Consider the following 14,603-nt stretch of genomic DNA (forward strand, 5'->3'; position numbering starts at 1 on the left):
CGCTGCGAGAGGGTACCCATGAATCCTGTCACGCCACTCACGGACGCTCACCACTGCCCGCCGACCCTGACCTGGCTCATGTTCCGCCAGGACCGACGGGTCATGCAGTTGCGCGTCATCTACCCGAAGGATCAGATACGTACTGCGTCTTGACCCGGGCGATGTGACGAACGCTGTCGTTCATCGAGCATCATCCGGTGCAGGACTTGATCCGATGGGAATACGCGCAGGCGTCCGTCAGGCCGTCTGGGTCAGGCTCTGACCTAGCACCGCGGGAGGCACTCGGATGTAGGTCAAGCAGATGTCCGTCAAGCAGAGGTCCGTCAAGCCGGTCCCCGAGGGCTACCACACCGTGACGCCGTGGATCAGCTCTCACGAGAAAGTGCAGCTCATCGACTTCATGAAGAGGGCGTTCGGCGCGGAGGAGCCGGCGTGCCCGGCGGGCCGGGACGGAAGGGAAGGCCGTAGCGGCCGACGGCACATCGGTCACAGAGGTCACCCACCTGTTCTTCGGTGACCGGGTCGGTTGGGTGCGCGACCCACCGGGCAATCTCTACTGGATCCAGACCCGGGTGGAGGACCTGTCCCCGCGGGACATGGAACGCCGCCTCGGTGAACCGGAGTTCACCAAGGCGATGGAGTACGGGGGCGGCTGTCAGGTTGCCTGCAGCAGTACGTGCAGTCCTGCGGTGTCGATGACGTGGGCGCGGGTGGGGAACACCTTGTCGACCAGGACGCGGTGTATCTCGGGGTCGTGGTCGGCGACTCCGTCGGACAGCACGTAGACGCGGTAGTCGCGGTCGGCGACGTCCATGAGCGTGGACAGGACCACGCCGCTGGTGCTGATCCCGGCCAGGACCAGGGTGTCGATGCCGCGGTCCGCCAGCTGCTCGTGCAGGTCGGTGGTCGAGGCGGCGCCGTAGCGGATCTTGCGGACGACAATGTCCTCGTCCTGAGTGGCGATCGCCTCGTGGATCTGTGTGGTGTCGTGTTCGTGGTGCATGGCCTTGGCAGCGGCGATCGCGCTGAAGGTCCTGTTGTGGTCGGGGACGGCGCCCCAGTCGTCGGGAGTGAAGGCCACGCGGACGTGGCCGATGGTGCCGCCGGCGGCCCGTACGGCCGTGATCGCGTTCTGTACTCGTGTCAGGAGCGCGTCGGGTTCGGGGGCGAGCGGGACGATGCCGTTCTGGAAGTCCATGGCCAGCAGGGCGGTCCGGGCGGGCGTGAGGGCGGGGATGGAGGGGGTGGTCATGCGGGTGCTTCTCCTTGCCGGAAGGTGAGGTGGTGTTGCTCAAGCGGCCGCGGGGCTGTGGCGCAGCAGGCCGCGGTCCAGGACGGTCAGCAGCAGGACTGCGACCCCTGCGGCGACCAGGCCGAGGCCGAGGCTGTGCAGCCCGTGGTCGTCGGCGCCGTCGCGGAAGACGATGCCGCCGATCACGGACGAGGTGATGGTGCCGAGGTACCCGAAGGTGCGGAAGAGGCCGGAGGCGGTGCCGATCTGGTCGGCAGGTGCTGCCTGGTAGAGGGCGGTCTGGTTGCCGACGGTCGTGGTCGCGGTCGTGACACCGAAGATCAGCGATACGAGGATGAGTGCGGTCACCGGGCTGTGGGAGTCGAGCAGCATGATGCCGATGGAGCCGAGCAGCATGCTCAGCGCGGAGGCGATCAGTGGTCCGCGTACGAGATTGCGGCGGGCCAGGGGGCGCGAGAGAAGGGCCGAGACGGCGCCCATGGGAAGGAGCATCAGGCCCGTCTGCAGGGCGGACAGGCCGTAGGCGGCCTCCATCCACTGTGTCAGGCCGAACATCATCGAGTAGACGCCGAGGAGGGTGAGGGCCTGGCGCGCGTAGGTGCGGGTCAGAGTGCCGTTCGAGGCCAGGCCGCGCAGGTCGAAGAAGGGTGCCTTGTGGCGCAGCTCCCACCGGACGGTGGGGACCGCGGCCAGGGTGAAGACGGCGAGGGCAGCCCACCGGACGTGGGGGAGGGCCATGAGGAAGATGACCAGGGACGTCATCGTGATGGCGAAGCCGAGGATGCCGGGCAGGTCGATCCGTCGTGCCACGAGGCCGAACCCGCTGTCCGCGACGGCACGTGGCGGGTCAGGGGGCAGCCGTACGGCCATGGCCAGGGCGACGACTGTGACCGGGATGTTGATGAGGAACGCCCAGCGCCAGCCCGCGGCTCCGACGAGGAGGCCGCCGATGGGTGGGCCGATGGCGGCGGTGGCCATTCCCGCGATGGCGAGTCCGCCGAGCACTCCGCCCGGTGGTCGGTCCGCTCCGGCTTGTTCGGCGCGGCGCCGGATCATGACCATGGCGCAGGGGAACGCGGCCGATGTGCCCAGCCCGATGAGGACCCGGGCGATGGTGAGCGCGGCCAAGTTCCGTCCCAGGCTGCCGACGACACCGCCGAGCAGCACGAGCACGATCCCGGTGAGGAAGACGCGCCGGGCGCCGAGGACCTCGGCGAGCTTCCCGGCCGTCGGCTGGGCCACGGCGCTGGCGAGGTAGAGCGAGGAGACCAGTACGGCGGTGGCACCCACCGCCACGTTCAGTTCGGTCGCGATGGGCACCAGTGCGGTGGCGATGATGGAGCTGTTGATCGGGTTGAGGCTCGCGCCCACGTACAACGGCGTGGTGAAGGTCCAGGCAAAGGGCTGGCGGGTGGTCCCGGTCGGCGGGGCCACGGCCTCGGCAGCATCCGCCCTCATATGGCGCCCTCGTCGAGGTCTGTGCCGGCGAGCCGCTCGAGCAGCTCGATCGCCCTGTCCAGGTCCGGGCGCTCGTGCGGTGCCACCACTTGGTCGATGGCGCGCGCCAGGTAGGCGGCGCGCCCCATGAGCAGTCTGTCGATCAGTTCCGTCGCGGACGCGTCGGCGCTCATCAGCTTCTTGCGCCCGTCCTTCGGGTCGGGCTCGCTGTGCACGAGCCCTGCGGCCTTCAGCACCGCCAGGCTCTGCGCGATCGCCTGACCGCTGACATGCTCGATCGACGCCAGCCGGGCGGCGGTGACCGGGCCCTCACGGACCACGCTCGCCAGTACGCCCAACTGCGTGGCGCTCAGCCCAGTCGCGTGCTGGCCCGACTCCGCCCGCATCCGCGCGCGAAGCCGCTTGATTGCGTCATGGAGGCGCTGTGCGGTCGCGGTCGACTCCTGCGACTCGGGGTTCTTGTCCATGTCTCCAGCGTAGAACAACACAAGTAACTTGCCAAAGTTACTTGTGTATCTTCCCGGCTGGGATTACGGACGGTGCGTTGGCCTGTGGGGCCCGGCCGGCAGGTCCTGGGTCCTCCGTATGGCGATCACAGGGAGCTCCCGGTCTCCTCCTCTGTGACCCGGATGATCGTCTTTCCGGAGACGCGCCTTGCGGGCGTGAAGGCGGCAGGTGCTTCGGCGAGGGGGTGTACGGCGCCGACGGACGGTTCGAGCCGTCCGTCCCGCACGCGCTGTGCGAGGTCGGCGAGCCGGGCGCGGTCGGGTTCGACGACGAAGAAGACGGCGTGCCCGTTGGCGGGCCGGACCGTGGGCGGCATGACGATGGTGACGAGCGTGCCACCGGCGCGCACCAGGGCGGCCGAGCGGTCGAGGATCTCCCCGCCGATCACGTCGAGCACGACGTCGACCGAGCCGGCGTCCTCCAGCTTCTCGGTGTCCAGACCGAGGAAGGTGTGGACACCGAGCGCGAGCGCCCGCTCCCGGTCGGCGGAACGCCCGGTGCCGATGACCCGGGCGCCGACCTCGCGGGCGAGCTGGACCGCGATCGAGCCGACGCCGCCGGCGGCACCGTGGATCAGGACGGTCTGGCCGGTGGCGAGACGGCCGTGGTCGAACAGACCCTGCCAGGCGGTCAGCCCGGAGATGGGGAGCGCGGCCGCCACCGTGTGGTCGATGTCCGCCGGCAGCGGAGCGAGGTTGCGGGCCTCCACCGCCGTGTACTCGGCGAGGCTGCCGTTGCGCGTCCAGTCGGCCAGTCCGAACACCCGCTGGCCGACGCTCAGGCCGGTGGTTCCGTACCCCAGCTCGGCGACGACCCCCGACAGCTCGTGTCCCGGCACGCTCGGTGTCCGGTCGCGGCCCGCGCGATCGGTCCAGGTGCCCGGCCAGTCCAGCTCTCCGGGGGTGAAGCCCGCGGCGTGCACCCGCACGATGACGTCGTTCTCGGCGGCGTGGGGGTGGGGCATGTCCGACAGGGACAGCCCGGCGGGACCGGCGGCACGGTCCCGAACGGTGATGGCTCGCATGACAGTCCTTACTGGGAGGGCGGTCGGCGGGCATGCGGTCCGTTCACGTACCGGGCATGACCGCCGCGTTCTGATCAGGGAGACGAGGTGACCCCTCAGGGTGTGACGGCTCGGAGGTGGGAAGTTTGTCCGGGGTTGACGACGTGGCGGTACGCGGTGATGAGACCGCCCGTGACCTGCACCGTGTCCACGGAGTAGACCCGGCCGGCTCGGTGGAGGACGAGGGCGAGCTCGCCGCCGACCTCGACGAGGTCGATACGGTCCGGACGCCACCGGCGGCCCACCCACACCGTCACCTCAGCCACGCGCTCACCACCGTGGATGAGCTTGCGCGCCGCGGCGACCTCGCCGCCACCGTCAGTGACGTAGACGGCGCCCGGGTGCAGAAGACCCACCAGACCGGCCGGCTCCCCGGCTTCGTACGCGGCGCGGAACACGGCCAGGACGCACTCGCGCTCCGCCTTCGGCGCCCCGGGCGCGCTCTGCTGCGCTGCTCGGACGGCCCGGACAGTCGCCCGTCACCCATACCGACCCGACCTCCTTCGCCGTGCGGATCCACCGTAGCCACGCGGGGACGGGTGCGCTGTGCGGCATGCGGCCGACCGGCAGGGGCGGTCAGGGTGCTCACGACTCCAGATGGGCTTCGAAGAAGCCGGTCAGCCTGTCGACGGCGGGTGTTACGTAGCCGTCCTTGTCGTAGAGGTCGTTGTGCACGGCGCCTTCGATCCAGTGCAGCTCCTTCGGGGTGCCCGCCTTCTGGAACGCTTCCACGCTCATCCAGGACGTCACCGCTTGACGTCCGGTGATCATCAGCAGCGGGCGCGGTGCGATGAGTCCGACAGCGTGGAAGGCGTCGAAGGCGGCGATGCGGTCGACGCTGGTCCAGGTCCAGGTCCAGGTCCAGGTCCAGGTCAGGGTCTTGGCGGAGCGGGGGTGTTCGGCGCGCGGTGTGCAGTAGTACTCCCAGCCCTCATGGACGTGCGGGCCGGCGCGGCGCGCCTCGGCCTCGGTCGCGGGGAAGAGCGGGAAACGCTGGACGCCCTCCCCGCGGACCTCGGCGGTGTGGACCTCGGCGGTGCGGGCCTCGGCGGTGCGGGCCGCCGCGGCCGCGGCGAGCATGCTCTGCGGCGCGTCGGGGGCCTGCGTGCCGTCCGCGCCGAGGCGAAACTGCCGGGAGATGTCGACCGCGCTCACAGTGCCGACGGCCCGGATGCGGTGGTCAGTGGCCGTGGCGGCCAGGGCATAGCCACCGGAGGCGCAGATCCCGAGTGCCCCGATCCGGTCGGGGGTGACCTCGTCGCGGGCGGAGAGGAAGGAGACCGCGGCCTTGAGGTCCTCCACCCGCTGGCCCGGTTCCTCCAGACCGCGCGGTTCTCCCTCGCTGGCACCCTGATACGCGGCGTCGCAGGCGAGCGTGACGAATCCGCGCTCGGCGAGGCGCCGGGCGTAGAGCCCTGCGGCCTGTTCCTTGACTCCGCTGCCCGGGTGGCCGACGACGATCGCCGGGCGGGAGCCGCAGGCGGGGGCGTCGAGCGTGTGGAGATGGCCTGCCAGCTTGAGTCCGTTGCCGGAGAAGGTGACGTCGCTGCGCATGGTGATGCACTCCCGTCGAAGACGTGGGTATGTGTGCCCGAACTGGGCGTCCGGTCGCCGGGATCAGGCGGCCTCGGACTCACCGTCGCCCGCGTCGGGATGGCCCCGCCAGGGACGACCCTGCCTATGGAGCCCAGTACCAGGCAGGTCTCCGCAGCAGCGACCACACCGGAGGCATGGCAGACGACGGCGCCGCGGATCTCGGCGGCGGGCTGGGAGACTTCCTGCGGGCCCGACGCGCGGAGTGCGACCCGCGGCAGGCAGGCTTCCCCGACGACGGGCGGCTGCGGAGGGTGCCGGGCCTGCGCCGGGAGGAACTGGCCCAGCTCGCCCATGTCAGCGTCAACTACATCGTCCGGCTCGAACAGGGTCGCACCCATCGGGTCTCGCGCGCCGTACTGGATGAGCTGGCCGACGCGCTGCAACTCGCCCCGGACGCGAGGGCCTACGTCTTCACTCTGGCCGACGCCGTGCCCGCCACCTCGCAGAGTTCACCCGAACGACATCAAGTCGCGCCCCGCCTCGAGCAGTTGCTCCACACCATGCACGACGTGCCCGCCCTGGTGCTGCGTCGCGGCATGGACGTCCTCGCGTGGAACCGGGGAGCGTCGGCCCTCCTGACCGACTTTGCCGTGCTGCCCGCGGGGAGCGGAACCTGATCCGGCTGACCTTCCTCGACGACGCCTTCCGCTCCCTGTACGCGGACTGGCCCCTGGTCGCCCGCGAATGTGTCGCCGTGCTGCGGATGGAAGCCGGCCGCGCGCCGCATGATCCGGCCCTGGCGCAGCTGGTCGGGGAACTGGCCGCACGGGACCCGGACTTCCGCATCTGGTGGGCAGGTCACTAGGTACGCGGTCCGCGGCAGCTCACGAAGACGTACCTCCATCCCGTCGTCGGCCGACTCACCCTGGACGTCCAGCAGTTCACCGTCGACACCCACCCCGACCAGATGCTCGTGGCCTACACCGCCCCGCCCCGTTCGCCGTCGCACGAGGGGTTGAGGCGCCTGCTCCGGGGATCCTCAGTTCTCCGCCGGCCGGTTCGAGGCGGTGGCGTAGCCGGTGAGCAGCGCGGTCAGGATGTCGGTCAGGCGGGGTTCGACGTCAACGACGGAGTGGGACAGTTCGGGGTCGCTCTCGTAGAAGGCGCGCAGCTGGGTGCCGGGGGCGGCCATCTGCCACAGGGCGCCGGCCATCGAGGTTGCGGTCGTGACGACGGCTCGCGCCTGACCGGCCTCGAGCGGCGTGATCGCGCAGAGCGTGTCGGCGGTCCGCTCGACCTCGGCGATCACGCCCTTCTTGAACGTCCGGACGGTGCCGGTGGAGACGTTGCGTTCCAGGTTCAGCGGGGTGTGCGCGAGCAGATCGCAGAACAGGGGGCGGGCGACCAGTGACCCGGCCAGTACGGAAGCGATGGAGCGGGCGCTCTCGTGCCAGTTCTCGGTGCCTGCGTCGGGGCAGGAGGTGGTCGCCTCGAGGCGGTCGCGTACCTCGGCCGACCAGCCGTGCCAAGCGGTGCCGGCCAGACGCAGGAAGATGCCCTCGCGCGTCTCGAAATAGCGCAGCATCGCTGACTTGTGCATGCCGACCTCGTCGGCGATGGCGGTCATGGTCACCTCCCGTACGCCGTCCGTCGTGGCGAGGCGTGCCGCTGCGGCGAGGATCTCCGTCTCCCGGGCGGCTTTGGCCTCGGGGCTGCGGGCCCGCAAGAAGTCAGATCCGGTCATGATGCCAAGCTTAACGAAACCAGGTTGCACTAATGCCACGACGGCATCGCCGGTGCGAGGCGCGAGGCGTTACCGCAACAGGGTTGTGGTAATAACGCAACGGTGTTTTGGTAGAGGTATGAGTGCACACACCCACTCCTGGTTCATCACTGGCTCCTCGCGTGGTTTCGGCCGCAATCTGGCGATCGCCGCCCTTGAGGCCGGCGACAATGTGATCGCCACGGCACGCAAGCCCGAACAGCTCGGCGACCTCGTCGAGCAGTACGGCGATCGGGTGCTGCCCATCGCCCTCGACGTCACCGACCGGTCCGCCGCCGCGGCCGGCCTGCAGGCGGCCCTCGACCGGTTCAGCAGGGTCGACGTCGTGGTCAACAACGCCGGCTATGCCAACGCCTCGGCCGTGGAGACCACGCCGGAGGACGACTTCCGCCGCCAGTTCGACACCAACTTCTGGGGTGTCTACAACGTCTCGGTGGAAGCCGTGCCCGTCCTGCGCGCCCAGGGCGGCGGCACCATCGTGCAGTTCTCCTCCATCGGCGGCCGTGTCGGCGCCACCCCCGGCCTCGGCTCCTATCAGGCGGCGAAGTTCGCCGTCGACGGCTTCACCCGCGTACTGGCGGCCGAGACCGCGCCGTTCGGCATCAAGTACCTGGTCGTCGAACCGGGCGGGTTCGCCACCGACTGGGCTGGAGCGTCGATGCAGGTACCGGACGTCACACCGGAGTACGACGCGACGGTCGGCGAGATGGCGCGCCTGTTCAGCGGGGCCACCGCCCTGGGCGATCCGAAGCGGGCAGGAGAGATCATCGTCCGTGTCGTCAAGCACCCCACCCCGCCCACTCACCTGATCATCGGTGCCGGAGCGGTCCGGATGGCACAGGACTACTCGCGACGTCAGCTGGACGAGGCGGCCACCTGGGAAGCGGTGAGCCGGTCCGCCGACTTCGACCAGGACGCGGTGGATCTCCCCGCCTCCGCCTCCGAGCAGGAGCAGGAGGCCCGGTCATGACGCGGTTGGCCGGCAAGGTGGCGCTGATCACCGGCGCCGGAAGCGGTATGGGCGCGGCAACGGCACGGCCGCTCGCCGCCCGCGGCGTCGCCGTCACCCTGGTCGACCGGCTACGGCGTCAACAACGCCGGGGTGATTGCTGGACGGGTTCGACCACCCGCACACCATCGCGGTATCGGTGACCGACATGCCACTCGTCAGATGGGCCAGAGCGTGGTGGATGCGCAGGATGGTGCGCCACCGGTGGAAGCTCATACCGAGTTCGCTGTGGAAGGGACGGCTCAGGGTGCGACCGCTGGCTCCCGTGACGCGTCCGAGCTCGGCCAGGGTCGTGGGCCGGGCGGGATCGGCGTGCAGGAGTTCGGTGACGGCCCGGAGCCGGTCATCGGCCGCCTCCAGCAGGTGCAGGGAGTGTTCGGGGTTTCCGGCAGCTCGTCGATGACCACGGCGCCTACGCCGGCGGCGGATGCCGGCCCTCGCCGTCCAGGTCAACGAGCGGGGCAGCCCACACTTTCAGCGCATTGCGCTGGGCGGCGACGACGTCCAGTACCTGGTTCCTGGACCCCTGCCCGTCAGCGGAAAGAGCGAGGCCGACCCGGTCAACAGCACCCGGTACCGCCCGAGTTGGGCATCGCTCGCTCGCAACGGGCACCTGCCTGACGGTGCGGTGGTCGAGTGCCACGGCCGGCTCCTGTCGGCACTGCGGATAGGTCGGCAACGACGCCACGCCGAGACGGCCGCTCACTCAGGCCACGGCCGTGCGCCGGGGGCTTCGGCCACATCGCGTCATGGTTGCTGAGGCCATCTCCCGCGCAGATGGGGCAGTGAGGGCACTTCCCCAGGCTCGGGCCGCCCGGGCGACGAGCTCAGGATCGCCATGCCCGGCCGAGTCATGAACACCGCATGCTGCATGACCGTCGCTCCGTTGGCTCTGTAGGTATGGGTCAGCCTGTCGCGGGGTCCTCCGCAGGCTGGAACATCTGGGACGCCAGCGCCCGGAAGGTCTCTCCGGGGTCCCGCCCGTCCAGCGGGCCGTCCAGATTGTGTGAGAGCAGCAGCGTCGCGAAGCCGTGGGCCACCGACCAGGCAGCCATGAAGCCGATGACCGGGTCGTCGCCGTAGCCCTCCACCACCGTACGGAGCCGGCTCCGCGTCCGCTCGCGCGCCGCGAGGAGCTCCGGGTCGTCAGGGCGCAGGAGTTCCGGGCGGAACATGATCTGGAAGTGCGCCGGGTGCGCAGTGGCGAAGCGCACGTACCGGACGCCCAGGTCGCGCAGGTCCTCCGCCTCGCCGAGGGCGGTGGACAGGAAGCCGTAACCCTCGACCGCGATGGCGGTGAGCAGGCCCGCGCGGTCCTTGAAGTGGTGCGCGGGCGCGGCGTGGGAGACGCCTGCTCGGCGGGCCAGGTCGCGCAGGGACAGGGCCGCCGGCCCTTCGGCGGCGATGACGTCGAGGGCCGCGGTGAGTACGGCCCGTCGCAGGTCCCCGTGATGGTAGGCGCGTTCGGTGGTCATGGTCAGCAGGTTACGCACAATCTAGCCGTTGACAAGTTTGCCCGCCGAATGCAATCTAGTCAGCGTCAAGATGTGCGGGTCAGGGGAAGAGGGATCGTCATGGGTATCGACAATGGACGCGTACGGCAAATGTGGCACCTCCTGGAGCCTCTGCACGCCGTCCTCTATTACGCTCCCGAGGTCTTCGAAGAGGTGAAGGCGCTCGGTTACGGCACCAGCGAGCGCTGGCCGAGCTACTTCGCCTTGCGGGCAGGGCCGCTCGGGGCACCGGGATCCCGTCAGGTGGCCTCCGCGTTCTACAGCTTCAGTCCGCGCATGGTCGCCGAGCACATCCCCGCCGCCTGGGACGTCGCCGCACCGGACGAGGTGATTGCTGCCCGGACACGCGGCGTCGACCGGGCGTACCGCGCGCTCCTAGGTGAGCGCACGGGCAGTCCCGGTCTCGTCGAGGCAGCCGCGCTCGCCCGCCGCGCGGCGGAGGCCGTGCCCACCGAGGGGCGCCCGCTCGCCGCCGCCAATGCCGCGCTGCCCTGGCCCCAGGCGCCGCACCTCGTGCTGTGGCAGGCCGCGACGATCCTGCGCGAGCACCGCGGTGACGGCCATCTCGCCGCTCTCCTGACCGCGGGACTCGACTCTCTGGAGGCGCTGGTGTCCTTCGCCGCGATCGGCGCGGCGCCGCCCGAGGTCTTCGCGAGCCGCGGCTGGAGCAAGCATGAGTGGTCAGCCGCCCGCGAACGGCTCATCGCGCGGGGGCTGCTGGACGCCGACGGCGCGGCGACCGACGCGGGCCGCGCTCTGCGCGCCGAGGTCGAGCGCCGCACTGACGAACTGGCCGCTGCCCCCTGGCACGCGCTCGGCGCCGACAACACCGCGCGGCTCGCTGAGCTCCTTGGCCCGCTCTGGCTGGAGGTCCTCGGCTCAGGAATGCTGCCCCGCGAGACCACGCTCGGCATCGGGAAGGTCTGACGTCTTCTGCCGTACGCCGAGGTCCATGGACCGGCCGCCGGGAGCCAGCCGCATGCGGTTGAGACGGCCATCTCGTAGGCCGGGGTCTGGTAGGCGGTCAAGCGTTGGTGTCCTGCCATCGTGCATGGCATCACTTATGGACTGCCGTTCCTGCTGATCACACAGTCTCCGCTCGCGCCGGCTGTGATCGTGGTGACGCACATCGTCCTGGACCGCTATCGCGCCGCGAAGTACCTGGTCTGGGCGGCGCAACCTGCTGGCGCCGGGTGGTGTGGGCCGGGGTGCCGAAGAACCAGGGTCGGCCGGGTGCCGTTTGAGCAGTGACCAGATATCCTCCGTCGGGTTCAATTCCGGTGAATGCGAGGGCTTCCGAAGGGAAGACGGGGAACGGAGGACGCTATGGAAGCGATTGCGGGCGATCTTCTGATGGCCCTGGCCAGCGGCACGGCAGGCGCGGCGGGACAGCAGGCCTGGGCGTCACTGCGCGACCTCGTGCGGCGCCGCACCGCACCGGACGCGAGGCCGGACGCACTGGAGGAAATCCCGTCAGGGGAGCAGGAGTTCGCGGCCCTGGACGAGCAGGCCGAGAGCTTGGAGCGTGCGCGTACGCTCGCCCGTGTGCTGGTGCTGCGGGCCATGTACGACGATGCCTTCCGCGAGGACCTCGCGGCATGGCGAAGCGCTGCCGAGGACGCTGCGGCGCGCACCAGTGGGGGAGACGTCCACAGCCGGATCACGGGCGGTACGCAGGGTACCGTCATCACGGGGCGGGACTTCCACGGCCCCATCACCTTCAACCAGCCATGACACAAAAGCATCGCCAGCTCGACGGGGCTGTGACATTCTGAGATGGAACCAGCAGCATGCCTCCCCGTGCGGGCATGCCCAGGCCGGGTGTCGGGGCGGGGAAACGAGCGCAACGCGGGCGTGACGGGGGTGTACGGGGTGGAGCTTTCCTGCAGGCTGCAGGGCAAGACCGGGTGAGCGGCCATGTCGGACCAGGCACGAGGCGACGTGCACAATGTGTTCTCCGGCGGCAGTGCGACGTATGTGATCCAGGGCCGGGACTTCGGGGGCGTACACCTGCATCTGCCGCCGCCGCAGACGCCGCAGGACCGTGCCGCCACCGAGTTAGCGCGCGTGGTGCTTGCCCAGTGGCGGGGCGAGGCGGGGTCCCTGGGTCTGACCGGAAGCGCCAGGCTCGCGGTGGGCTGGAGGGCCGACTGGACGGTCGCCGACCACCGCGAGCACGTCGGCGCCGACGTCACGGGCAGCACCGCGGGCCTTGCTGAACTCGTCGCTGCCTTCCAAACTCTGTCCGCCCAGCGCCTGGTGATCATCGGTGCTCCCGGCGCGGGCAAGACATCCCTGGCGATCCTTCTCACGCTGCAGTTGCTGAGCCTGCAGGACGGGATGAAGCCCGTCCCCGTCCCGCTGCTGGTGTCGTCCTGGGACGCGGGCAAGGAACACTTCGACGTCTGGCTCGCGCGCCGCATCCACGAGGAATACGTCGGCCTGACCAAGGATCTCAACCGGATCCGGATCCGCGAACTGGTACGCGACCGCCGGGTACTACCGGTCCTCGACGGCTTGGACGAACTCCCGCGCCCGCTCCGGTCCGCGGCGCTGGCGGGGCTCAACAAAGCGGGCGCCGACGGCGCGCCGCTGATCCTCACCTCCCGCACAGCGGAGTACACCGAACTCGTCGAAGAGGAGGCCGTGTTGCAGGCGGCGGCCGTGATCAGGGCACAGCCCGTGGAGGGAGCCGCGGCGGCGGAGTACCTGCGCGGCTCCTCGCATCCGCAGCGCACCCGGCAGTGGCAGGCATTCCTCGACCACCTCACACACCACCCCGAAGCCACGGCGGCCAGAGCCCTCTCGTCCCCGCTCATGCTGTGGCTGGCCCGCACGGTGTACGACCGCCCGGACGCCAACCCCGGCGAACTCGCCGACGGGTCCCGCTTCTCCGACGTGGCGGCCATCGAGCGGCACCTGCTCGACTCCATTGTTCCCGCGGCGTTCCCCTCCGGGCCGGCCTCGCCCCACCAGCCCCGCCCTGTACGTGAGTGGGGGCACGCGCAGGCGCAGCGCGCCCTCGGCTTCCTCGCAGCCCACCTCACCGCGGCAAAGACAAGGGAGTTCGCTTGGTGGGAGCTGCACCGCGCGAAGCCACCAACGGTCCTCAAGGCGCCGGCACTGGTCCTCGGCTACGTGCTGCTGGAAGCAGGCTCCATATGGTTCCAGGACTGGTTCACCGAAGGCGATCCGTTTCGGGCCTTCCAGGTAGCCGCAGGAGCCTGGGCCGCCACGATGTTCGGGCTCGTGGGCAGCATGCTCCTGCTGCTCTCGCAGCTGTGGAAGGGGCCTCTGCCCCGTCGGCTCGCCGCGTTCGGCAGGCACCGCTCCCGCATCCCGGGCCTGTTCTGGCTCCTTGTGTTCCTGGCTCCCATCGCCCTCCTCCTGACCCGGGACGAACCGATTCAGGCACTGGGTTTCATCGTCCCGGCGCTGCTCATGATGGTCGTCGGCGCGCCTGCCGACACCGCGCAGGCCGTCGGACCGCGGGCATTGCTGAGCGGCGAGCGGGCCAGCACGATGCTGATGCTGCTGTGCGTCGCGCCCGTGATAGGGGCCATCGGCACCCTGGCCATCGTCCACGCCTCCGACCACACCGTGCTGCTCGGCAGTTGGCTCTCCGGAACCGCGGGTGCGGCTGCGGTGATTGTGGCGCTCAGTCCCTGGACGCAGTGGCTGCTCGCGAAGGTGACGCTCGCGGGCATGGGGAGACTACCGTGGTCGACCATGGCGTTCCTCGAGGACGCGCGCCGGGTGGGCCTGCTGCGGCAGGTCGGCGGCGTCTATCAGTTCCGCCACGCCCAACTCCAGGCACGCCTCGCGGCCAACAAGCGCGGCGGCGCCCCGGCGCCCCGTCAGCGGCGCGACACCACCCGCGCGCCCTGGCCGGTCCGCCCGCTTCCTGCGGTGAGCAACACCCCACAGTCCGTTCGCATCCACGGCTACGTCGGACTCCGGCGCTCTAGAGGGGGTCAGCCGAGCATCTACGTGGGGATGTGGACGATCGCACTGGTATGGATCGGCGTCATCACCGTCGAGGACGGCTGGCACGATCCCGACGCGTGGCGGATCGTGGGTTTCTTCGTGGCGCTTCCACTGGTCACCGACCTGCTGATCCCGCCACTCACCTGGCGCAGGGCCGAGTTGCGCCTGGACAACGGCGGCATCGAGTTCGCCCTGGGCAAACGAACGCTACGCTTCGAGTGGCGGGACACCGCTGAGGTCGCGGTGCGGCTCTACGAACCGCCGATCGGCAACAACGACGGCACCGTCATGCTCCACCTGCGGCTGAGAACCGAAATCACTCCCGGGCAGCGGATCCGTGTCAACAGCACGGGCTGGATCGCCCTGTGGCCGCTGGACAGCCCCACCAAAGACCCGGACGACGCGACGACCCCGCCTGAACTGCACGACGCGCTCGTACGCTTCGCTGGCGAACGGTGGCGGCCCCCGGCGGGGAGATGACGGACCGCGTGCTG

The 14,603-nt window shown here is 70.2% G+C and carries 14 protein-coding genes and 2 pseudogenes; 7 read left to right on the top strand and 9 right to left on the bottom strand.

Going from position 1 to position 14,603, the window contains the following annotated elements:
* Positions 1 to 655: 655 nt before the first annotated feature.
* The 6 genes from AC5677_RS37990 to AC5677_RS38015 form a co-directional block, all read right to left on the bottom strand.
* Positions 656 to 1,252 carry a cysteine hydrolase family protein gene (locus tag AC5677_RS37990; protein WP_497192430.1) on the bottom strand — a complete coding sequence of 199 codons (597 nt, stop codon included), beginning with the start codon at positions 1,250 to 1,252 and terminating at the stop codon, positions 656 to 658.
* A gap of 39 nt (positions 1,253 to 1,291) precedes the next feature.
* Positions 1,292 to 2,710 carry an MFS transporter gene (locus tag AC5677_RS37995; RefSeq protein ID WP_497192431.1) on the bottom strand — a complete coding sequence of 473 codons (1,419 nt, stop codon included), beginning with the start codon at positions 2,708 to 2,710 and terminating at the stop codon, positions 1,292 to 1,294.
* Positions 2,707 to 3,177, bottom strand: coding sequence for a MarR family winged helix-turn-helix transcriptional regulator (locus AC5677_RS38000; RefSeq protein WP_497192432.1), 471 nt, complete (start codon positions 3,175 to 3,177; stop codon positions 2,707 to 2,709). Before AC5677_RS38000 ends, AC5677_RS37995 begins: the two co-directional genes overlap by 4 nt.
* 125 nt (positions 3,178 to 3,302) lie before the next feature.
* Complete coding sequence (locus AC5677_RS38005; RefSeq protein WP_497192433.1) at positions 3,303 to 4,241, bottom strand: NADP-dependent oxidoreductase; 939 nt, start codon at positions 4,239 to 4,241, stop codon at positions 3,303 to 3,305.
* A gap of 95 nt (positions 4,242 to 4,336) precedes the next feature.
* Positions 4,337 to 4,678 carry a sigma-70 family RNA polymerase sigma factor family protein gene (locus AC5677_RS38010; protein ID WP_497192434.1) on the bottom strand — a complete coding sequence of 114 codons (342 nt, stop codon included), beginning with the start codon at positions 4,676 to 4,678 and terminating at the stop codon, positions 4,337 to 4,339.
* Between the two features lie 187 nt (positions 4,679 to 4,865).
* On the bottom strand, positions 4,866 to 5,834 hold the full coding sequence (locus AC5677_RS38015; RefSeq protein ID WP_497192435.1) for an alpha/beta hydrolase: 969 nt from the start codon (positions 5,832 to 5,834) through the stop codon (positions 4,866 to 4,868).
* A 176-nt stretch (positions 5,835 to 6,010) separates the two neighbouring features.
* Between AC5677_RS38015 and AC5677_RS38020 the strand changes: the two are divergent.
* Positions 6,011 to 6,783: pseudogene (locus AC5677_RS38020) on the top strand (helix-turn-helix domain-containing protein); the annotation flags it as partial.
* A 72-nt stretch (positions 6,784 to 6,855) separates the two neighbouring features.
* Here the strand turns inward: AC5677_RS38020 and AC5677_RS38025 are convergent.
* On the bottom strand, positions 6,856 to 7,560 hold the full coding sequence (locus AC5677_RS38025) for a TetR/AcrR family transcriptional regulator (RefSeq protein ID WP_497192436.1): 705 nt from the start codon (positions 7,558 to 7,560) through the stop codon (positions 6,856 to 6,858).
* Between the two features lie 118 nt (positions 7,561 to 7,678).
* On the opposite strand from AC5677_RS38025, the gene AC5677_RS38030 reads away from it, so the two are divergent.
* Both AC5677_RS38030 and AC5677_RS38035 read left to right on the top strand, forming a co-directional pair.
* Positions 7,679 to 8,569 carry an SDR family NAD(P)-dependent oxidoreductase gene (locus AC5677_RS38030; RefSeq protein ID WP_497192437.1) on the top strand — a complete coding sequence of 297 codons (891 nt, stop codon included), beginning with the start codon at positions 7,679 to 7,681 and terminating at the stop codon, positions 8,567 to 8,569.
* Complete coding sequence (locus tag AC5677_RS38035; RefSeq protein WP_497196957.1) at positions 8,566 to 8,751, top strand: SDR family NAD(P)-dependent oxidoreductase; 186 nt, start codon at positions 8,566 to 8,568, stop codon at positions 8,749 to 8,751. Before AC5677_RS38030 ends, AC5677_RS38035 begins: the two co-directional genes overlap by 4 nt.
* Before the next feature lie 16 nt (positions 8,752 to 8,767).
* On the opposite strand, the pseudogene AC5677_RS38040 reads toward AC5677_RS38035, so the two are convergent.
* Together AC5677_RS38040 and AC5677_RS38045 are read right to left on the bottom strand one after the other, a co-directional pair.
* A pseudogene (locus AC5677_RS38040) lies at positions 8,768 to 8,824 on the bottom strand (hypothetical protein); the annotation flags it as partial.
* Between the two features lie 689 nt (positions 8,825 to 9,513).
* A complete protein-coding gene (locus AC5677_RS38045) occupies positions 9,514 to 10,083 on the bottom strand; it encodes a TetR/AcrR family transcriptional regulator (protein ID WP_497192438.1) in 570 nt (189 codons plus the stop codon).
* A gap of 99 nt (positions 10,084 to 10,182) precedes the next feature.
* Here AC5677_RS38045 and AC5677_RS38050 point away from each other — a divergent pair, with 99 nt between their 5' ends.
* The 4 genes from AC5677_RS38050 to AC5677_RS38065 all read left to right on the top strand — a co-directional run bounded on the left by AC5677_RS38050 (position 10,183) and on the right by AC5677_RS38065 (position 14,589).
* Positions 10,183 to 11,049, top strand: a complete 867-nt coding sequence (locus tag AC5677_RS38050; protein WP_497192439.1) for an SCO6745 family protein — start codon at positions 10,183 to 10,185, stop codon at positions 11,047 to 11,049.
* Positions 11,050 to 11,169: 120 nt separating this feature from the next.
* A complete protein-coding gene (locus AC5677_RS38055) occupies positions 11,170 to 11,373 on the top strand; it encodes a hypothetical protein (RefSeq protein ID WP_497192440.1) in 204 nt (67 codons plus the stop codon).
* A 75-nt stretch (positions 11,374 to 11,448) separates the two neighbouring features.
* Positions 11,449 to 11,856 (top strand): hypothetical protein, encoded by a 408-nt coding sequence (locus AC5677_RS38060; RefSeq protein ID WP_497192441.1) that lies wholly within the window; start codon positions 11,449 to 11,451, stop codon positions 11,854 to 11,856.
* A 183-nt stretch (positions 11,857 to 12,039) separates the two neighbouring features.
* Entirely contained in the window at positions 12,040 to 14,589 is a 2,550-nt protein-coding gene (locus tag AC5677_RS38065; RefSeq protein WP_497192442.1) for an NACHT domain-containing protein, read from the top strand.
* Positions 14,590 to 14,603: the final 14 nt, after the last annotated feature.

It is taken from the genome of Streptomyces sp. JLSY215, assembly GCF_059682825.1.